Consider the following 1,542-nt stretch of genomic DNA (forward strand, 5'->3'; position numbering starts at 1 on the left):
CCTGGCGTCATAAAGGGGCTCTTAAGCAAGGTTTTTGCACCGATCGGAAATGGTGGCCGAAATGCGCCCCGAATCGTAGCGGCCTAAAGTTTATAATCCTTGCGAAAATCAGCAAGCCCTAATAAGAAACCGTATTTTAATTTCGAGGCAAGCCTCTGATCATCAAAATATTTGGCGGTGCCAATGAACTCCTCCCGCAACGGTAAGGCACGTAATGCCGAAACCTGTGCCCAGTCGGTATCCTGAGCCAAGGGACCAATTTGTCCTTTGCAATTCCAGGACGCAAACCGCTGTGGCAAGATGCGTCCTTTTGGTCCGAAAAATACAAAAGGCTCAGGAAAAGGGATCATGGGCAAGCATTATATTTTCCGTTCCAGAAGAAAGGAACAAGCTACCCGTTTTAACATCATTCTGGACCAAAATGACAGGCCAAGCGTCCCCACTGACCCTATACCACATCCAAGTAAATAAAAAACCAGTGACAAGCGGCACCCCCCAAAACAAACAGATGCCAAATAAAATGGTTATAGGGAATTCTTTGCCAAGCGTAAAACACGATGCCCACGGTGTAGAAGAGGCCTCCGGCCAATAAAAAACGAATGCCCAAGCCAGTGGTAACTTCAAGAAGGTTCTGAAAGTCGAACACAATGAGCCACCCCATTATGAGATATAGCAAAAGGCTCACGAACTCTAACCTGCCCGTATAGAACACCTTAAAAAGGGTGCCAAGACCGGCAATTCCCCAAACCACAAAAAACAGGGTGATGCCGTTGCCCTGCAACAGGCTGATCAGGGCCACCGGGGTATAGGTCCCGGCAATGAGCATATAGATACTGATGTGGTCCAAAATCCTGAAACGCCGTTTTAGCCTTGGTGATGCCACCGCGTGATATACGGTAGAACTGGTAAACAGCGCAAAAAGACTTGTCCCATACATTAGGATACTCAGATTTGCATACGGGCCCTGGCCATTTCCCTTGTCCCACAGGTACCAGGACCCGACCAAGGCGAACACAGCCCCCAGTCCGTGGGACCAGGTGTTCAAAATTTCCTCCTTTTTGGAAACCAGCTTGGACATGGACATAAAGATAATCAAGTTTTCACTGATAAATAGCAACGGAAAGCCTCCCAGGTTCACGCTCCCCAATGAAAATGATTCCCTTGGAACAGTGTCCGGACCCATAAAATCCGTATGATGTATTACAAACTAGTGTTGGTTTAAAGCTGAAATGACGTCTAAGGCAATCGTAAACTTTGTGGCAGATTTAGGCAAAAAATCATTGCATAGCCGTAGCTACGGCTTATTTTTATTTTGAAGTAGGGCGTAAAAAGAAACCATTTATCGGCTTATTTTCAATTGGGAAATGGTATTAACCCTTTATTGCGAAAGTACAGCCCAACATCTGGATGTAAAGAAAGGGACAAAGCTGTCCATGGGTCTGCCATTTGGGGTTTTCCCATAAAAAAAGGGTCCCCTTTTGCGATTGCAAAAGGGGACCCCGAAAAAAGGCGGCTACCTACTCTCCCACTTGGTATAGCAGT

The 1,542-nt window shown here is 46.4% G+C and carries 2 protein-coding genes; both read right to left on the bottom strand.

What is annotated here, in order from left to right:
* Positions 1 to 83: 83 nt before the first annotated feature.
* Entirely contained in the window at positions 84 to 350 is a 267-nt protein-coding gene (locus ACKWCC_RS19225; protein WP_413997592.1) for a hypothetical protein, read from the bottom strand.
* Between the two features lie 98 nt (positions 351 to 448).
* Positions 449 to 1,078 (bottom strand): PAQR family membrane homeostasis protein TrhA, encoded by a 630-nt coding sequence (gene trhA / locus ACKWCC_RS19230; RefSeq protein WP_413997593.1) that lies wholly within the window; start codon positions 1,076 to 1,078, stop codon positions 449 to 451.
* Between the last annotated feature and the right edge of the window lie 464 nt (positions 1,079 to 1,542).

It is taken from the genome of Maribacter aquimarinus (genome assembly GCF_047345505.1).
Taxonomy (GTDB): domain Bacteria; phylum Bacteroidota; class Bacteroidia; order Flavobacteriales; family Flavobacteriaceae; genus Maribacter.